Source organism: Streptosporangium sp. NPDC050284, assembly GCF_044459525.1.
Classification (GTDB): Bacteria; Actinomycetota; Actinomycetes; order Streptosporangiales; family Streptosporangiaceae; genus Streptosporangium.
Map to the genome: position 1 here is coordinate 12,175 of NZ_JBITIZ010000032.1, position 17,106 is coordinate 29,280.

The following is a 17,106-nucleotide window of genomic DNA, read 5'->3' on the forward strand; positions in this document are numbered from 1 at the left end:
ATCTGATGAGCATGCGTCCGCTCGGTGTCGACGGTGCGTGGGTCTTCGAACCGAAGGTGTTCCCCGACAGCAGGGGCAGCTTCCACGAGTGGTTCCACGACGCGCCCTTCCGTGAGGCCACCGGCCAGAGCCTGGCCCTGGTCCAGGCGAACTACTCGGTCTCGCGCCGGGGGACGTTGCGCGGCGTGCACTTCGCCGACGTCCCGCCCAGCCAGGCCAAGTACGTCAAGTGCGTCCGAGGAGCGGTCTTCGACGTACTCGTCGACATCCGCGTCGGATCGCCCACTTTCGGGAGGTGGGAGGCGGTGGTCCTCGACGACCGGGATCACCGCGCCGTCTACGTCTCCGAGGGCCTCGGCCACGCCTTCATGGCGCTGACCGACGACGCGACGGTGGTCTACCTCTGTTCCGAGGGGTACGCGCCCGGCCGTGAGCACGGTATCAACCCGCTCGACGCGGAGTTGGGGATCGAGTGGCCCGCCGGACTTGAGCCCCTGCTGTCGGAGAAGGACGAGGCGGCCCCGACCCTCGCCGAGGCCCGGCGAAGGGGCATGCTCCCCACGTACGAGGAGTGCCGTGGCCTGTACGCCAAGCTTCGCACGTGAGTGGCGCCGCCCCCGTATCCGGGTGTCGGCGCTCGGCGTCGCCTCCGCCCCCGGGCCGGTCTCCGGGGGCCCGGGGGGCGGTGCGGGGCCCCGGTACGACCGTTGTGCGGGGACCCGCCCCGTACGGAGGCGAGAAGAGCGGGTCAGCCGGTCCGCAGCCCCGATTTGAGCGGCTCCCACCAGGCGCGGTTGTCGCGGTACCAAGCCACGGTCTCGGCCAGGCCCGTCGCGAAGTCCTTGCGCGGGCGGTAGCCCAGCTCTCGCTCGATCTTGGTCCAGTCGACGGAGTAGCGGCGGTCGTGGCCCTTACGGTCTTCCACGTAGGCGATGCTGCTCTCGTCCGCGCCCAGGGCCTCCAGGAGGAGGCCGGTGAGTTCCCTGTTGCTCAGCTCGGTGCCGCCGCCGATGTTGTAGACCTCACCGGGGCGGCCCGCCGTGCGGACCAGCTCGATGCCCCTGACGTGGTCGTCGACGTGCAGCCAGTCGCGGACGTTGAGGCCGTCGCCGTACAGCGGGACCTTCAGTCCGTCGAGCAGGTTGGTGATGAACAGCGGGATGACCTTCTCGGGGAAGTGGTGGTGCCCGTAGTTGTTGGAGCAGCGGGTCACCCGCACGTCCAGGCCGTGGGTGCGGTGGTAGGAGAGTGACAGCAGGTCGCCGGCCGCCTTGGAGGCCGCGTAGGGGGAGTTGGGGCTCAGCGGGTCGGTCTCCGGCCAGGCCCCCTCCTCGATCGAGCCGTAGACCTCGTCGGTGGAGACGTACACGAAGGTCGTCGGCCCGCCTCGGAGTGCCGCATCCAGGAGGGTCTGGGTGCCCACCACGTTGGTCCGCACGAACTCGCCGGCGCCGAGGATCGACCGGTCGACGTGGGACTCGGCGGCGAAGTGCACCACCTGGTCGTGCCGGGAGACGAGTTCGCCGACGAGTTCGGTGTCGCAGATGTCGCCCTGGACGAACGCGAAGCGGTCGCTGTCGCGGACCGGGTCGAGGTTGGCCGGGTTGCCCGCGTAGGTGAGCTTGTCCAGCACGGTGACAGTCGCCGGGCCGTCCGTGCCGAGAAGGGTGCGTACGTAGTGGGAACCGATGAATCCGGCACCCCCGGTGACGAGAATTCTCAACGGAGATCCACCTCGCTGTGATCGCTGGACGGGAGACCCGCCCTCATGGCTGTGGGCGTCGCGGGGGCGGTGCCCTTCCGTGAATGCGCGGATGTTCGGAATTTCGGCACGCATGGTTTTTTGGAGATGATTCGTCGGCGCGGAATTCCGGGGCCGCGGCTCCGACTGTAGGCGGTGAGATCCGGTGTGAGAAGCCCTGCCCGCGGGCGATGAATTCGACTGGAGGAAATAGGGGGATTAAGGGAGACGGTAGGGGGTTGATGCCCCCTATATCCCATGTGAGTCTTTTTGGTACCGGTCGGCTTCCTATCCGATTGACCACCGTTGGCCGACTTCGTCATGAAGGGCTTTTCCATGAAAGGCATCATTCTCGCGGGCGGCCATGGCACGAGGTTGTATCCGCTCACGCTTGCGGTCTCCAAGCAGCTTCTCCCCGTGAACGACAAGCCGATGATCTACTATCCGCTGTCGACGCTCATGCTCGCGGGCATCAGGGAGATCATGATCATCTCCACCCCCGCCGACCTGCCGCAGCTGACCCGCCTGTTGCGGGACGGGTCACATCTGGGGCTCGACATCAGCTACGCGCGGCAGGACGAGCCGAAGGGCCTGGCCGACGCCTTCGTCATCGGCGCCGACCACATCGGCGGTGACTCGGTCGCCCTCGTGCTCGGCGACAACATCTTCCACGGCAACTCCTTCTACGACATCCTCCAGGAGAACGTCGCGGACGTGGACGGCTGCGTGCTGTTCGGCTACCCGGTCAGCGACCCCGAGCGTTACGGCATCGGGGAGACCGACGCCGAAGGCCGGCTCGTCTCGATCGAGGAGAAACCGGCGAATCCCCGATCCAACAGGGCGATCGTCGGCCTCTACCTCTACGACAACGACGTGATCGACATCGCCAAGAACCTGCGGCCCTCCCCCCGGGGGGAGTTGGAGATCACCGATGTCAACCGCACCTATCTGCGAAGGGGCAAGGCGCGTCTGCGTGACCTGGGCAGGGGGTTCGCCTGGATCGACGCCGGCACGCCGGAGTCGATCCTGCAGGCCACCCAGTATGTGCAGGCGCTGGAGAGCCGGCAGGGCGTACGCATCGCCTGCATCGAGGAGGTCGCGCTGCGCATGGGCTTCATCGACGCCGCGGCCTGCGACCGGCTGGGAGCCGAACTCTCCGCCTCCAGCTACGGCCGGTACGTACGCGGCGTCGCGGCCGAATTCCGCTGAGCGCTCCAGGGCTCGGAGGCGTGGAAACGATCCGCGGCCACGGCGGCGGACCACATCGACCGAACACACAGACCGGAGGTATTCCAGATGAGCGTCTCCATCGACCGGGGCGGGCAGGAGCGCGGGGCGGAAGGGCAGGGCCATTCCGGATTCGCCGCGCCGCAGCTCGACCGGACATATGTCGACGTCGTACTCGAAGGGGGTCCCGCTGATATCTCACGGACCTTCCGTGTCGACGACGCGACGGCGGCCTACGGAAAGATAAAGATTCCCCGGCACAATGGCTACGAGCACTTCGAGCGGCAGGCGGAATCGATTTCCGATGATTCCGGAGCGGCTGTCTTTCGTTGGACGACCCGGACCAGAATCGCCGAGTAGCGCAGTCCTCCGATGTTTTTCATTTATACACGAACGACTTGCCGAAAAAAGGCTCTCCGGTGACAGGGAGTGATTCGCGTCCCGCGGGGGCCGTGGGGCGAATCCGGGTTCGCGCCCTACGCACCCTTGCTCCGGCCCTCCACCAGGACGGCGATACCGTCGAGAAGGTGCCGCAGGCTGAACTCGAACCACTCGTCGATGTCGATCGGCTCGTCCTGTTCCGCATACAGCCTGGACAGCATCGGGAACTGTCCGGACTCCAGGATCTCCAGGAGCATCGGCGTCTTCGACGCGCGCCACTGTCTCGTCGTGACGCCGGTGCGGCGTTCGGCCTCCAGTTCGTTCACCAGCAGCAGGGCCGCGCCCTGCACCTGGGCGCTCACCATCATGGCCACCCAGTGTGTCGTCATCGGGTCGAGGCCGAGGCCGTCCATGGCGCGCATCGCCCACTCGACATCGGCGAGCACGTTCGGCCCGAGCGGCGGCTGTGGAGTGGCGATAACCCGCAGCGCCCAGGGGTGCCTGGAGTACATCCCCCACTCCCTTCGTGCCGCGATCTCCAGCCTGGTGCGCCAGCCTCCCGGTATGGAGACCGGATAGGAGGTCTCACCGAAGACGACCTCGACCATCAACTCGACGAGCGCGTCCTTGCCCGACACGTAGCGGTACAGCGACATCGTGCCGGCGCCCAGCTCGGTCGCGACGCGGCGCATCGACAACGCGTCCAGGCCTTCTGTGTCGGCGATCCGGACCGCGGTGCGTACGATCCGCTCCGTGCTCAGGCCGCTCGGGGGTTCGTGGTGCATGGCCAAATCGTCGGCGCTCTGCCGGAGCGGGGCATGGTCCGCGGCGGGGGCGCATCCCGGCGCCACGGCAAGGGGAACGCCGGGGGGAGCGACTCGCAGCGCGGAGGCCGGGGTCCGTCCGGAGGACTGCGCGGACCGCTCGGCGGTTCGGGCACGGTAGGCCCGCGCCTGACAGGCGCGGGAGCAGTACCGGGGGCGTCGTCCCCGAGGTGCGGCGTTCAAAGGCTTTCCACATTGTGTGCACGTCAACATGTGGTCCCCGTCCGATTCCAGATGCACAGCCGTGTGACGAAACTCTAGCACATGCTTTTTGTGACGTAATTAGTGATCCGGATGTGATGAAATGGCTAGTGGGGGCGAGGTGTCGTTGGGCGCGAACTCGCTGCACTCTAGGGTTTATCTGGAACTTTTCAGAAGTCAAGGTCGATCTGAAGACGAGTCGTTGTACTCCCGGAAGAGTTGTGCGTACGATGTATGCGTCTATTTGATGTACGAAGTACCCAAGGAGTTGTAGTCATGACACAGGGCGTAGCCACAGCCGGGCGGAGGGAATGGCTCGGCCTCGCGGTGCTGGTCCTGCCTGTCCTGCTCATCTCCGTGACCGTGACGGTGCTGTACTTCGCGCTCCCCTTCCTGAGCGCGGACCTCGCGCCGACCGGTTCCCAGCTGCTGTGGATCGTCGACATCTACGCCTTCCTGCTGGCCGGTCTGCTGATTCCGATGGGCACCCTGGGTGACAGGATCGGCCGCAGGAAACTGTTGCTGATCGGTGCCACCGCGTTCTGTGTCACGTCGGCCGTCGCCGCCTACGCCCCCAGCGCCGAGCTGCTCGTCGTGGCCCGCGCCCTGCAGGGCGCGGCGGCGGCGAGCCTGATGCCTCCGACCCTCGCGCTGATCCGCAACATGTTCCACGACCCTGGGCAGCGCCGGATGGCCATCGCCGTGTGGGCCGCGGGCTTCGCCGGAGGCAGCGTGCTGGGACCGATCGTCGGAGGCTGGCTGCTGGAGCGTTTCTGGTGGGGATCGGTGTTCCTGATCAATGTGCCGGTCATGGTCCTGCTCCTGCTGCTGGGGCCGATCGTGCTGCCGGAGTACCGCGACCCCCGTCCCGGGAGGTTCGACCTGCTCAGCGCCTTGCTGTCACTGGCGGCCCTGCTGCCGATGGTCTACGGGATCAAGCAGTTCGCCGCCGACGGCTTCGAGCTCCAGGCCCTGACCGGCGTGGTCGTCGGGCTGGCGTTCGGTGTCGTGTTCCTGCGCAGGCAGCGGTTGCTGCCCGACCCGATGCTCGACCTGAGACTGTTCTCCAGCCGGGCCTTCAGCATGTCGCTGATCACGAGCACACTCGCGATCTTCGCTCTGGTGGGGCTGTTCTACTTCATCGCCCAGTATTTGCAGATGGTGCTCGGATTGCGGCCGTTCACCGCGGGGTTGCTCACCCTGCCCGCGGCCGGTGCGGCCCTCGCCGGTTCCGTACTGACCGCCGTGATCGCGAAGTGGACGCGTCCGGGATACATCATGGGCGGCGGCATGACGCTCGCCGCCGGAGGCTTCGTCGTGATGAGCCTGATCGATGTGGACTCCGAGCGGTGGTTTCTCATCAGCGGTCTGCTCCTGCTGGGATCCGGCATCGGAGCCGTGCAGGCGGTGGCATCCGACATGATCGTCGCTGCCGCCCCGCCGGAACGCGCCGGCTCGGCGTCCGCGGTCATGGAGGCCGCCACCGAACTCGGGGGCGCGCTCGGTATCGCGATCCTGGGCAGCGTCGGCCTTTCCATCTACAGCGAGAGGTTCGTCGCCTCGGCGCCCGCCCTGCCCCCCGAAGACGCCGAGGCGGCGCGCGAGACCCTCGGCGGTGCGCTCGGGGTGGCCGCGAGGATGCCGGAACAGACCGGGACGGCCCTGCTCGACGCCGCCCGCTCGGCCTTCACCGGCGGCATGCAGGTGGCCGCCGTCCTCGGAGCCGTCATCATGGCGTTGACGGCGGTTCTCGCCACGATCCTTCTCCGATCGGTACGAGTGGACACCCCGCAGGTGGACGGTCGCACCGAGTGACCCTCGCCGCCCGTGCCCCCGGAAGCCCCGGCCGGACGGGCACGGGCGGCGAGCCGGTCATTCACATTCACATCTGCGAGAACTGTGCCGGCAGATCCCTGCGGCCTTTCACGTTGAGCTTGCGGTAGATGCGGGTCAGATGCTGCTCCACGGTGCTGACGGTGATGTAGATCTTTCTGGAGATCTCGCGGTTGGTGTAGCCGAGCGCGGCGAGCGAGGCGACGCGCTGCTCGGCGTCGCTGAGCACGTTCATGCTCTCCGCGCCGTCGCCGCCGTCGCCGCTGTCGTAACCGTCGCTGTTGTGCCGTACGGCCTGCCGCAGCGGCTCGGCCCGGCACTCGCCGGCCACACTGTCGGCACGGTAACCGATCATCCGTGCCTTGTTGGGCTCGCCGAGCTCGTTGAGGGTGTGGGTGAGGTCGACCAGCGCGTAGGCCATTTCCAGGCGGTCGCCCGCGCTCTGGAGCGTGTCGATCGCCTCCCGGAGCATGGATGGACGCTGCCTGAGGTCGCTGGTGGCGGCGAGGAGACGCTGTGAGATCCCCCGTGTCCTGAGCGAGTCGCCGCCGGGTAGGTCGTAGGGCTGCTCCAGCAGGGTCCGTGCCTGTTCCCGCTGTTCCAGCTGGAGCAGGGCGGCCGCGGCGCCGTGACGCCACGGCACCAGCGCCGGGGTGTCCAGATTCCAGGCACGCATCAACCGCCCGCAGGTGGAGAAGTCGTTGAACGCGGCATGCGAGTGGTTCGTCGCCAGATAGTAATGGGCACGGGCCTGCAGATAGTGGAGCCCGAAGTGGGTCTGGAAGATCGCGTTGGGCACCGGCCATCTGAGATGGCGCTCGGCGACGTCGTACTTGCCCATCTCGGTGGTGGCGCGGATCAGTACGGCGAGTGGCAACCCGACGAGGACGCCCAGGCTCCGGGGCGGCAGGATGTCCAGTGCGGCACGCGCGTACTCCTCGGCGGTCAACAGGTCCCCCTGGCGGATGGCGATGCTCGCCCGCAGGGAGGCGAGTAGCGCCCGCCAGGTGGGTGAGCGGCGCCGCACGGCCTCCGAGTAAAGGAGGTCGCACCAGAGCGCGGCCTTGTCGGGGCGGTCGGAGTAGACCAGGGCGAGGAGCGCCACCCCCACGGTCTCCAGGTTCACGTCGTCCAGCGAGGTGGAGTGCAGCACGCGCTCGGCGGTCCTGAGCGTGCTCTCGTCCGGGCCGTCCCGCAGAACGCCCGCCAGCAGAGCCGCCGCCTGCGAGTGCGGACCGCCCTCGACCGTCGTCCACGTCGTCCACGTCGTTCTGGTCACGGAGTCGGCGCTCGCGACGACGCGGGCACGGGCGAGGACCGTGGGGTGGATGCACGACAGCCGGTGGCGGAGGACGTCGAGCCAGGCCGCCTCCTCGTCGGCGCCGGGTTCGCCTGCCAGCTCGGTCAGCCGTTCGAGCACCTCGACAGCCTCGTCGTGCTGCCCGTGCCAGAGCAGGAACCCCAGCAGGGTGTCCAGCTCGTCGAAGCCCAGCCTGTTCTCGCGGGCGTCCGTGATGAGCCGGTCGACGTACCGGTTGGCGGCGGCGGGGTTGAGGCGCCACTCCGCCCGGGCGAGCATCGCCGTGGTCGTCGTGCGCTGCCGGTCGTCGTCGCACAACTGCAGGGCGAGCTTCAGGCACTGGACCGCGAACTCGTGCCGGTCGTTCGTGAGCGCCTGCTCGGCGGCCTCGCGGAGCTCGGCCAGTGCCCAGGACTCCCGGAAGTGGGGAGAGCCGATGAGATGTTCGGCGACCACGGCGGCCGCGGCTCCCTCAGCGTGGAGAAGCCGCGCGGCGAGCCGATGCATTTCCTGACGTCGATGTGGGTCCAGGTCGTCGAGCACGGCGGACCTGGCGGCGGGGTGCCGAAAACGTAGCGAGTCAACAATGCCGATGACACCGAGACGGTTCAGCGCCTGATTCACCATTGTCGTCGTGATGCCGAGTAACTCCGAGAGAAGAGTCGGCAGGGCGAGGTCCCCAAGTATCGCGAGCCCGTGGGCGACCAGCAACATGGTGGGATCGCTGCGGTGCAGGAGGGCCCGGACCGATCGGGAGAATGCGTCGGAGACGATGAGGTTATCCGGTTCGCCGGCACTCCTGTAGTCTTCCGTTAATGCCTTGACCAGCAGTGGGTTGCCTCCACTGGCGCTGTGGGCCGCTGGGCCGAACTTAACCGCCGCAGTGGTGCCGACAAAAGCGGACAATGTCTTGATGACGCCTCGCAGGGAAAGCGGTGCCAGTGTTATGCGCTCGTAGTGAGGATGGCGCATAAGGTTTATCTCAAGGTGCGGATCCATTCCCTGAAGGCCCTCTGTCGCCGTCAGGAGAATGAGCACGTTGGCACTCTTCTGCCGATGGAGGAAGTTGAGCAGAAGCTGCCAGGAAAGGGAGTCCGCATATTCGATGTCGTCCACGGTGATGAGCACGGTATTCGACTTGGAGAGTTCGAGGACAATGGCCCACAGGCCCTGGGTGATACGGAGCCAGTCGGACTCCTCGGGGCGCTCACCGGACGACTTCGCCCCGAGCACGGCGTCCTCGATGAGCTGTGCCGCCCGAAAGGCGTGGTCGATGGGGAGTGCCGCGTTGTGGAAGATCTGGCTCACCACGCCGAGGGGCACCTTCTGGTCCGCCCGTGAGCAGGTGGCGCTCAGCCAGGTGACCTTCGACTCGACGGCGCTGCGACCGAAGGCGTACACCAGCTCGGTCTTGCCGGTCGCGGTAGGGCTCGTGATCGTCGCCACCCGGCCACGGCCGCGCGCACAATCCGAAAGCAGGTTTGTGAGAAAAGTGGTTTCGCTATCCCGCTCGATAAGTATCATAGGGCTCCCCGCCCACCCTAGATGAAAGCAGATGATGGAACGATAACACCCGGCTCACAAGAGAAGGAAACCTGTATCTGCCGGTAGGTGACGTCAAGCTTTCCTCTTTTCCGATGGAACTGCCGACGACGATAAGGTACCGTTCTGGAATTTCATCACGGTGCTGTCCATGATTTCGTCATTCTCTTGCACCTAATTTCATCACGGCATCCAGAACGCTTAACTCGGCGGTAACCCCGTATCCGCCCCAGCGGGATCATCTATGGCTCTCGGCGAAAATGCAAACCCCCTATTAACCCTTATCGGGGGGTTTGATTTAGGGGGGCGCGAAGGGCTGCCTCCCTGGATCGTCGCAGGCTACTTTGGATATCCTTCCGCATGCCGACGGCTAGATGTTGCCGTAATGTGATTGGCGTATGACGGTGGGTGACGAATGCTTCCGGGAGTGCAGGGCGAGATGGATTATATTCCTTCCGAGGTATTGATGTGAAAGAGGTCGATGATTTTGGATCTATCGGAGACCTGATTCCGGATGTCGGAAAGGCCGCCGATGACCGGTCGTCCTGGATGGCGGGATCGAGACGCGCCGGCCGGAACGCGATGGTCGAGACGGGGCGGGAGTCATGAGCGCGGTCAAGGACGGCGACGACATGTGGGTCCGGCGCCTTCTTTTCGGGCAGGCGGGGGAAAGGGCCGTGCGGGCACCGGCCACGCTGGTCTGCTTCCCGCACGCCGGAGGCTCCGCGAGTTTCTACCTTCCGGTCGCGCGCCTCGCCCCGCCCACGGTCGAGGTGCTCGCGGTGCAGTATCCGGGAAGGCAGGATCGGCGCGCCGAGAGGTGTGTCGAGGACATCGACGAGCTGGCCGACCTGATCGTCTCGGCGCTACCGGCCAGGGCCGTCACACGCCCCCTGGCGCTCTTCGGGCACAGCATGGGGGCTCTCGTCGCCTTCGAGGTGGCCCGCAGGCTGGAGAGGCGCGGTACGGCGCCGCTGGAACTGTTCGTCTCGGGGCGGCGCGCCCCGTCGATCCACCGGGACGACCGGACGCACCTGCGGCCGGACGACGGGCTCCTGGCCGAACTGCGCGCACTGGGCGGAACCGCCACGACGGTGCTCGGCGACGACGACTTCATGCGGGCGATGCTGCCCGTGGTGAGGAGCGACTACCGGGCCGTCGAGACCTACCGCCACCGGCCGGGGCCGGGGTTGTCGTGCCCGGTCACCGCCCTGTCCGGCATCGACGACCCGAAGGCCCGCCCGGACGACGTGCGGGCGTGGCGCGACCATACGCGGGCGCGGTTCGAGGCGCGGTTCTTTCCCGGCGGTCATTTCTACCTCACCGAACACGCCGAGGAGATCGTCGCCCTCGTCGCCGGCCGCGTCTCGTCGGCCCTGCTCGCCGCGGACTCGCGCCGCTGAGGCCCTGCCCCGGGGGCCGTCACGCGCCCTCTCCGTGTTGAAATGATGCCTTTCGCTTTTCGCGTATCGCCCGCCCTGTGTTGAAATGACCGCCCGCCGCGCGGAAACGACCGCGCCCTCGCGTCGAAACGCTTCGCCGCGCCCTCGTCCCGCGCACCCTTTCCGCGTCCCCGTCCCGCGCCCCCACGCGTGCTCGCGCACGGACACGCGTGGCGTAGACGAGCGACGCGCCCCGACCACACGCCCCGGCCCCGCCCCCGCGTACAGACGCGAGAACGGCGCCGGACCGTGTCCAGGCGCCGTTCCAGAGAGGAGAGGGATCAGGGATAGACGTGGAATCCTCGGCCGGTCTTCTTGCCGAGGAGGCCGCCCTCGACCATGCGCAGCAGTATCGGCGGAGGCGCGTACTGCTGCTCCCTGAACTCCCCGTACAGCGCGTCGGCGATCGAGGCCACCGTGTCCAGCCCGATCAGGTCGGCGAGCCTCAGCGGACCCATCGGGTGCGAGCAGCCCAGCACCATCCCCTTGTCGATCACGTCGGCGGTGGCGAACCCCGTTTCCACCATCCGGATGGCCGACAGCAGGTACGGGATGAGCAGGGCGTTGACCACGAAGCCTCCCCGGTCGGAGGAGCGGATCACCTGCTTGCCGAGCGTCCCGGTGACGAACGCCTCCGCCCGCGCCAGGGGTTCGTCCTCGGTGAGCAGCGAGCCGATCAGCTCCACCAACGGCATGACGGGTACGGGATTGAAGAAGTGCACGCCGACCACCTGGCCGGGCCGTTCGGTGGCCCTCGCCATCCTGATGATCGGGATGGACGACGTGTTCGACGCCAGGATCGCGTCCGGATCCTCCACGATCTTGTCCAGGGTGCGGAACAGGTCGAGCTTGGTCGGCTCGTGCTCGGGGACGGCCTCGAAGACGATCTGCCGGTCGCCCAGATCGTAGAGGTCGCAGGTGAAGGAGACCCGCTCCAGCGCCTCGCTTCGCTCCGTCTCGGTGATCGTCGCCTTGCGCAGCCCGCCGTCGAGGGATCTCAGCAGCCGCTGCCGTCCCCGGTTCATCGAGGCGCCGCTGGTGACCGCGACCCGCACGTCCAGCCCCGCGCGGGCGCACACGTCGGCGATACCCGAGCCCATCAGCCCGCATCCGACGATACCGACCCTGTGGATGTCGCTCATCTCGTCTCCAGACGTGTGGTCGCCGACCAGCGAAGCAGGCTCGTTCCCATCGACATGCCGCCGCCGAAACCGGCGAGCAGCACCAGGTCGCCGTCGCCGAGCATGCCCGCCCTGTTGGCCTCGTCGAGCGCCACCGGCACCGAGGCACTCCCCATGTTCCCGTAACGCTCCACGGTGCGCGGGGTGTGCGCGCCGGTGAGCCCGCAGCGTTCCACCAGTTCGTCGAGCAGCGCCCCGTTGGCCTGGTGCGGCACGAAGGCGTCGACCTGGTCGAGGCTGTACCCGGCACCGACCACCAGCCTTTTCAGCGCGGGCGGGACGTTCTCCATCACGAAGTCCCGTACCCCGCGGCCGTCCATCCTGAAGTAGTGCTCGCCGGCCGCGACGGTTTCGTGCGAGGTCGGGAACCTGCTGCCCCCGGCTTTGACGCTGATGAGCCCGCTCGCCTCGCCCCGGCTGGACAGGTCGCAGGCGATCATCCCGTACGGCTCGGGCACCATGCCGACCAGGGCGGCGCCGGCGCCGTCCCCGAAGAGCACCGAGGTGCGGCGGTCGGTGAAGTCGACACAGCGCGTGTAGAGGTCCGCGCCCACCACGAGCGCGTACGTGTCGGGCTGGAGCGAGAGCAGGGCCTTCGCCAGGGCGAGGCCGTACACGAACCCGCTGCACACGACGTTGATGTCGAAGCAGGCGGCGCCGTAGGCGCCGAGCGCGTTCTGCACGAGGTAGGAGGTGGGCGGTTGCGGGTGGTCACCCGTCGAGGTGGAGACGATGACGTAGCCGATGCGGTCCACATCGATGCCTGCCTGCTCGATCGCGCTCATCGCGGCCCGCGCCGCGAGGTCCGAGGTCGCCTCGTCCCGCGCGGCGTACCGCCGGAAGGAGATCCGGGTCTTGCGCAGTATCCATTCCGGGGTGACACCGACTCGTTCCGCGACCTGCGCGTTGCCGACCTCTTCCTTCGGAAGATACGAGCCGGTCGCCAGGATTCCGGCGGTTCGCCCGGCCACGGTCGCCTACACCTTTCCGGCGAGGAGGGGCGCGCCGCGCCGGGCCGACGGGTCTCGCAGCGGGTTCAGCCTCTCCTCGCCGATCCTGGCCCGCAGTTCGGGATCGGTCACGCCGAGACCGGGCTCGGGGGCCATGCACAGCACGCCCACCTTGCCCAGGTGGGTGTTGGTCTGCACCAGCCGGGCGGCCTCGGCGACCTCCGTGAGCGGGTACGACGACGACAGGGTCGGCATCAGCTTGCCGAGTTCGAACAGCCGCAGGCACTCCCACATCTCCTGCATGTTGGCCGCGTGGCTGCCGACGATGCGCTTGAGGTTCATCCAGAGGTAGCGGTTGTCGAACTGGTGCTGGTAGCCCGTGCTGGAGCCGCAGGTGACGACCGTGCCGCCGCGGCGGGCCACGAACACCGAGATCCCGAACGTGGCCCGTCCGATGTAGTCGAAGACGATGTGCGGGTCCCCGCCCGCCCGCTCCCGGATGATCTTCCCCAGGCGCTTGCCCAGTTCGACCGTCCGCTCCGGGCTGCTGGGGGCGTCGCCGCCCATTCCGATCTCGCCGCGGTTGATGACGATGTCGCAGCCGAGCCGTTCCAGGGCCGCGGCCTTCGACGCGGAGCCGACCACCCCGACCGGGATGCCGCCGCCGTTCTTCACCATCTGCACGGCGTATCCGCCGAGCCCGCCGGTCGCGCCCCAGATGAGGACGATGTCGCCCTGCTTCATGTCCGCCCCCTGGCGGCTGACCAGCATGCGGTAGGCCGTACCCGCGCACAGCGTGATGCTGGCGGCCTCCTCCCAGGTGAGATGGGCGGGTTTGGGGATCAACTGGCTGGCACGCGCCACCGCGTAGTGGGCGAGCGCGCCGAAGTTCGTCTCGTAGCCCCAGGCGCGCTGCTCGGCGCCGAGCATGCCGTCGCCGTGCGTCGCCGGCTCCTGGTCGTCGGTCTGGATCGGGCTCACCACGACGCGGTCGCCTACCCGCCAGCGGCGCACCCCGACCCCGGTCCGCACGACCACCCCGGCGCAGTCGGAGCCCACGACGTGATACGGAAGGTCGTGCCTGGTCGCGAACCCGCCGGTGGCGCCGAACCGCTTCAGGAAATTGAACGTCGGCAGCGGCTCGAAGATCGACGACCAGACCGTGTTGAAGTTGATGGAGCTCGCCATCACCGCGATCAGGACCTCGTCGGGTGCGAGCTCGGGCATCGGCACCCGCCCGACGCGCATCGATTTGCGCACGTCCTTGTCCTCGATGCCGGTGAACATGTCGACGTCCTCGATCCGCAGGTGGGCGGCGAGGTAGTCCTCCGGTACCGGGGTCCGCGCCAGTTGGTCGGGGGACGCCCCACCGAGCACGGCCTCGGCCACCGGATCCGCGGTGAGGGCCGCCGGGGTCGTCCGGCGTGGGAAGGGCAGGTCGGGGGAAACGGCGTTCATCGGAATCCACCGGCTCCTTTCGGTGTGGTGGGTCTGCCTGCGGTGACGGCCCTCTGCGGGCGAGCCCGTCTTTGGCCCTGAAGTGGTCTTGCCGCGACGGTCACGGGACTCGGGGGAGAGATCGGAGGAGAGTTTCAGAGGGGGATGTTCCCGTGTCGGCCACGTTGGGCCGGGGCGGCGGCGAGGGCCTCGGCGATCCTGCGCCGGGTCTCCACCGGGTTGATCACCTCGTCGACGACGCCGAGGGAGAGCGCGCGGTTCACCCCTCCCGCCGTACGGACGTGCTCGTCGACGAGCCGCAGCCGCAGCGCCTCGCGTTCGTCGTCAGGGGCGGCGGCGAGCCGCTTGCGGTGCAACACGCCGACCGCGGCCTCCGCGCTCATCACCGCGACCTTCGCGTCCGGCCAGGCGAACACCGCGGTGGCGCCCAAGGACCGGGAGTTCATCGCGATGTACGCCCCGCCGTAGGACTGGCGGGTGACGAGCGTGACCCGCGGGACGACCGCCTCGGCGAAGGCGTGCAGGAGCTTGGCCCCGCGCCGGATCACCCCGCCCCACTCCTGCCCGACACCCGGCAGGTAGCCCGGCACGTCCACGACGACCACCAAGGGCACCCCGAACGCGTCACACATGCGAACGAACCTGGACGCCTTCTCCGCGCTCAGCGAGTCGAGGCAGCCGCCCTTGCGCAGCGGGTTGTTGGCGACCACGCCGACCGACCCCCCGGCCAGCCGGCCCAGGCCGACGACCACGTTCGCCGCCCAGCGGGGCTGCATCTCCACGAAGGGCACGCCGGGGTCGAGGATCTCGCGCAGCAGAGGGTGCACGTCGTAGGCCCGGCGAGGGTTGTCCGGCAGCAGTGCCCGAGGGTCCGCTCCCTCGTGCACCGCGGTGACGTCGAAGCCGGAACGGCGGGCGAGGAGGTCGACGGTCCGGCGCGCCTGCTCGTAGGCCTCGGCCTCGGAGGCGACCACCACGTGCGCCACACCGGACTTGCTGCCGTGCGCGACGGTTCCGCCCAGGGACTCCATGTCGATCTGCTCACCGGTGACGGCGCGCACCACGTCGGGTCCGGTCACGAACATCCGGCCGGCCTCCGCCATGATCACCACATCGGTGAGCGCGGGCCCGTACGCGGCGGCGCCCGCCGCCGGGCCGAGGACCACCGACACCTGGGGCACCCGGCCGGAAGCTCTGGTCATCGCGGCGAACATCCGGCCCACGCCGTCCATCGACTCGACGCCGTCGGCCAGCCTGGCGCCACCGGAGTGCCACAGGCCGATCACCGGTGCCCCCTCCAGCAGGGCCGTGTCGATGGCGTTCACGACCCTGGCGCTGCCCGCGGCGCCCATCGCGCCGCCCATGTCGGTGGCGTCGGTGCAGTAGGCGATCACGTCGATGCCCGAGACGCGGCCCCGCACGGCGGACACACCGCTCCCGTCCGCCTCGTGCAGCGGGATCAGGGAGTCCGGGTCGAGCAGCCGTGCCAGGCGGACGGCCGGTGCGCGCTGGTCGAGCTCGGGCTCTCGCTGGACGAGTTCCGGTCCCCGCTGAGTGCTCGGATAGCCGGCGGTCAGTGCCATAATCCATTCCCAAGAAAAGTCGACACGGTGAAGGGCGTTTTTCCTTGCACGTGGGGCACCCCCATCGAAATCAGGTACGGGCGCGATCGGCGGCCGGCGGCCAGGAGGTTTCGCAGTCACCGCCACAGGGGTTCGCAGTTTTTACCCGGCATGTGGAGGAAACGTTATATGTCGTCCAGGTGAGCACCAACCCTTATCGCACCCCTAACGGATTGTCCATCCGAATGGCCGTGCCGCGCCGGTCGCGCGGTGCCGGATCCTTCCGCGGGACCGGTCGGGGAGACCGAGCCCTCCGCGAGTGCACGTCAGCAGCCCCGGGTGGAGATGTCGGCACCTGTTCGCAGATCAGGAGCGTGCGGAGTTTTCGCCGATGACCGGTCCGGCGCGGACGCCGTGATCTGAACGGTCCCGCGCACCTCGTTAAGGGGCAGGTAGGGGTTGTCCCGCGCGGTGCCGCTGACAACCATGAACGGTGTCAACAAGAAACGGCGCCGGACGTGTGGTCCAGTTCGCCGAGCCTCTGTGAAACACGTCCATCCCCTTCCGAAGGCAGGCGGCGGAAAGGCAGGGCGCGGGAGGGGCCGGCGCGGAACACGTTTCCGGGAATGCGGGTTCACGGTGAATTCGCATTCAACCGGGCGTGATTTCACGATGCGCGTTCCGATGGTGCGAGGAAAATCTTCGGTGACATCCGGAGAGACCGAGTGCGGTTTTTCTGCGTGTGGTCAGAGGCTTCGCGGGCCCGCGCGTGTTCCCCGGCAGATGGCAGGCTCCCAGAAAGGTTCCGGACATGGAGATCCACCAGCTTGAGGTGGACGGCTCGTTCCTGATCAGCCCCCAGATCTTCACGGATGACCGAGGGCTGTTCCTGGAGGTCTTCAACCAGCCCGCGTTCCACAAGGCCATCGGTCACCCGCTCTCGGTCGCCCAGGTCAACTGCTCGCTGTCCCGGCGCGGGACGATCCGCGGGTTGCACGCGACGGCCCTTCCCGGCCAGGCCCGCTACGTGACCTGCGCGCAGGGGGCCATTGTCGACATCCTCGTCGACATCCGGGTCGGCTCGCCCACGTACGGCAACCACGTCGCGGTCACGCTGAGCGCCGAGAACCGCCAGGCCCTCTACCTGGCGGAGGGCCTGGCGCACGGATTCGCCCCGCTGACCGAGCACGCCACGGTCGTCTACCTGTGCTCCAGCACCTGGTCACCCGAAGGCCAGATCCAGATCGACCCGCTGGACGAGGAACTGGCCCTGCCCTGGCCGCGGGGGCAGCGGCTGCTGCTGTCGGACAAGGACCGCGTGGCCCCCTCGCTGCGGGAGGCCGCCGAGTGCGGCATGTTGCCGACGTACGCCGACTGCAAGGCCAGGTACGCGGAACTCGACGGCCTCGGTGACCTCGACGAATACGCCTTCACCGGATGAAACCCCGCAAAGCCTGGAGCCAG

13 protein-coding genes are annotated in these 17,106 nt (G+C 68.1%); 6 read left to right on the forward strand and 7 right to left on the reverse strand.

Annotated elements, in window-relative coordinates; translation table 11 throughout:
• The first annotated feature begins 5 nt into the window (after positions 1-5).
• On the forward strand, positions 6-605 hold the full coding sequence (gene rfbC, locus ACIBH4_RS38025) for a dTDP-4-dehydrorhamnose 3,5-epimerase (RefSeq protein WP_362521968.1): 600 nt from the start codon (positions 6-8) through the stop codon (positions 603-605).
• Between the two features lie 143 nt (positions 606-748).
• On the opposite strand, the gene rfbB is transcribed toward rfbC (ACIBH4_RS38025), so the two are convergent.
• Entirely contained in the window at positions 749-1,723 is a 975-nt protein-coding gene (rfbB, locus tag ACIBH4_RS38030) for a dTDP-glucose 4,6-dehydratase (protein WP_362521970.1), read from the reverse strand.
• Between the two features lie 354 nt (positions 1,724-2,077).
• Here rfbB and rfbA point away from each other — a divergent pair, with 354 nt between their 5' ends.
• Together rfbA and ACIBH4_RS38040 are read left to right on the forward strand one after the other, a co-directional pair.
• Positions 2,078-2,950: a glucose-1-phosphate thymidylyltransferase RfbA gene (rfbA, locus tag ACIBH4_RS38035; protein WP_362521972.1), complete on the forward strand. Its 873-nt coding sequence runs from the start codon at positions 2,078-2,080 to the stop codon at positions 2,948-2,950.
• Between the two features lie 87 nt (positions 2,951-3,037).
• Positions 3,038-3,328 (forward strand): DUF5988 family protein, encoded by a 291-nt coding sequence (locus tag ACIBH4_RS38040; protein ID WP_362769781.1) that lies wholly within the window; start codon positions 3,038-3,040, stop codon positions 3,326-3,328.
• A 116-nt stretch (positions 3,329-3,444) separates the two neighbouring features.
• On the opposite strand, the gene ACIBH4_RS38045 is transcribed toward ACIBH4_RS38040, so the two are convergent.
• A complete protein-coding gene (locus ACIBH4_RS38045) occupies positions 3,445-4,134 on the reverse strand; it encodes a TetR/AcrR family transcriptional regulator (RefSeq protein WP_362521978.1) in 690 nt (229 codons plus the stop codon).
• Between the two features lie 516 nt (positions 4,135-4,650).
• Here ACIBH4_RS38045 and ACIBH4_RS38050 point away from each other — a divergent pair.
• Entirely contained in the window at positions 4,651-6,189 is a 1,539-nt protein-coding gene (locus ACIBH4_RS38050; RefSeq protein WP_362521981.1) for an MFS transporter, read from the forward strand.
• A gap of 67 nt (positions 6,190-6,256) precedes the next feature.
• Here ACIBH4_RS38050 and ACIBH4_RS38055 read toward each other — a convergent pair whose 3' ends face one another.
• Entirely contained in the window at positions 6,257-9,031 is a 2,775-nt protein-coding gene (locus ACIBH4_RS38055; RefSeq protein WP_362521984.1) for an AAA family ATPase, read from the reverse strand.
• 623 nt (positions 9,032-9,654) lie between these two features.
• Here ACIBH4_RS38055 and ACIBH4_RS38060 point away from each other — a divergent pair.
• A complete protein-coding gene (locus ACIBH4_RS38060; protein ID WP_362521987.1) occupies positions 9,655-10,452 on the forward strand; it encodes an alpha/beta fold hydrolase in 798 nt (265 codons plus the stop codon).
• A gap of 320 nt (positions 10,453-10,772) precedes the next feature.
• On the opposite strand, the gene ACIBH4_RS38065 is transcribed toward ACIBH4_RS38060, so the two are convergent.
• The 4 genes from ACIBH4_RS38065 to ACIBH4_RS38080 all read right to left on the reverse strand — a co-directional run bounded on the left by ACIBH4_RS38065 (position 10,773) and on the right by ACIBH4_RS38080 (position 15,663).
• Complete coding sequence (locus ACIBH4_RS38065; protein ID WP_362521989.1) at positions 10,773-11,633, reverse strand: 3-hydroxybutyryl-CoA dehydrogenase; 861 nt, start codon at positions 11,631-11,633, stop codon at positions 10,773-10,775.
• Positions 11,630-12,643 carry a ketoacyl-ACP synthase III gene (locus tag ACIBH4_RS38070; RefSeq protein WP_362521991.1) on the reverse strand — a complete coding sequence of 338 codons (1,014 nt, stop codon included), beginning with the start codon at positions 12,641-12,643 and terminating at the stop codon, positions 11,630-11,632. Before ACIBH4_RS38070 ends, ACIBH4_RS38065 begins: the two co-directional genes overlap by 4 nt.
• A gap of 6 nt (positions 12,644-12,649) precedes the next feature.
• Positions 12,650-14,080, reverse strand: a complete 1,431-nt coding sequence (gene ccrA / locus ACIBH4_RS38075) for a crotonyl-CoA carboxylase/reductase (protein WP_362769783.1) — start codon at positions 14,078-14,080, stop codon at positions 12,650-12,652.
• A gap of 134 nt (positions 14,081-14,214) precedes the next feature.
• The gene (locus ACIBH4_RS38080; protein ID WP_362521997.1) at positions 14,215-15,663 is read right to left on the reverse strand and encodes a carboxyl transferase domain-containing protein; all 1,449 of its coding nucleotides are present in this window, start codon (positions 15,661-15,663) and stop codon (positions 14,215-14,217) included.
• A gap of 790 nt (positions 15,664-16,453) precedes the next feature.
• Between ACIBH4_RS38080 and rfbC (ACIBH4_RS38085) the strand changes: the two genes are divergently transcribed.
• The gene (gene rfbC, locus ACIBH4_RS38085) at positions 16,454-17,083 is read left to right on the forward strand and encodes a dTDP-4-dehydrorhamnose 3,5-epimerase (RefSeq protein ID WP_362522000.1); all 630 of its coding nucleotides are present in this window, start codon (positions 16,454-16,456) and stop codon (positions 17,081-17,083) included.
• Positions 17,084-17,106: the final 23 nt, after the last annotated feature.

Bases quoted from the DNA above. Each gene is read 5' to 3' on its own strand.
- rfbC (WP_362522000.1), top strand. From the start codon at position 16,454: ATGGAGATCCACCAGCTTGAGGTGGACGGCTCGTTCCTGATCAGCCCC.
- rfbA (WP_362521972.1), top strand. From the start codon at position 2,078: ATGAAAGGCATCATTCTCGCGGGCGGCCATGGCACGAGGTTGTATCCG.
- ACIBH4_RS38050 (WP_362521981.1), top strand. From the start codon at position 4,651: ATGACACAGGGCGTAGCCACAGCCGGGCGGAGGGAATGGCTCGGCCTC.
- ccrA (WP_362769783.1), bottom strand. From the start codon at position 14,080: ATGAACGCCGTTTCCCCCGACCTGCCCTTCCCACGCCGGACGACCCCG.
- ACIBH4_RS38055 (WP_362521984.1), bottom strand. From the start codon at position 9,031: ATGATACTTATCGAGCGGGATAGCGAAACCACTTTTCTCACAAACCTG.
- ACIBH4_RS38065 (WP_362521989.1), bottom strand. From the start codon at position 11,633: ATGAGCGACATCCACAGGGTCGGTATCGTCGGATGCGGGCTGATGGGC.
- rfbC (WP_362521968.1), top strand. From the start codon at position 6: ATGAGCATGCGTCCGCTCGGTGTCGACGGTGCGTGGGTCTTCGAACCG.
- ACIBH4_RS38060 (WP_362521987.1), top strand. From the start codon at position 9,655: ATGAGCGCGGTCAAGGACGGCGACGACATGTGGGTCCGGCGCCTTCTT.
- ACIBH4_RS38045 (WP_362521978.1), bottom strand. From the start codon at position 4,134: ATGCACCACGAACCCCCGAGCGGCCTGAGCACGGAGCGGATCGTACGC.
- ACIBH4_RS38040 (WP_362769781.1), top strand. From the start codon at position 3,038: ATGAGCGTCTCCATCGACCGGGGCGGGCAGGAGCGCGGGGCGGAAGGG.
- ACIBH4_RS38080 (WP_362521997.1), bottom strand. From the start codon at position 15,663: ATGGCACTGACCGCCGGCTATCCGAGCACTCAGCGGGGACCGGAACTC.